Annotated in this window: 1 pseudogene; it reads right to left on the reverse strand. The window is 44.1% G+C overall.

The window, feature by feature from the left end:
* Positions 1 to 68 precede the first annotated feature (68 nt).
* A pseudogene (locus A3712_RS07650) lies at positions 69 to 329 on the reverse strand (substrate-binding domain-containing protein); the annotation flags it as partial.

Consider the following 329-nt stretch of genomic DNA (forward strand, 5'->3'; position numbering starts at 1 on the left):
GCTAACGATGAGTAGCGAAATGAAGTTGGAGATGATGAAACGCTGGGTAATGTTTATTTGATTCAGTTTCATTGTGGCTTCCAAATATTCAAATACGCTTCGCGGTAGCCATTTTTAGGGTCATAAATACCAGTCGCTTCGTTGTTAATTAGCTCTGCGACATTGTTTGGCGTTACGAGGTGAACAGGCGCAGAATAACCACTGGGTGGCATGCTATTGAATGCTCTATTGAGTTCGTCAACAATTTGCCAACCTTGCAGGTATAAAGGCTCAGGAACAGTCGCCGATTGGAACTGATCTTTGCTAATTCGCTTGTAGGCGGCCTTGCT

Origin of the sequence: Vibrio sp. HI00D65 (assembly GCF_001635455.1) — a bacterium.
GTDB lineage: Bacteria > Pseudomonadota > Gammaproteobacteria > Enterobacterales > Vibrionaceae > Vibrio.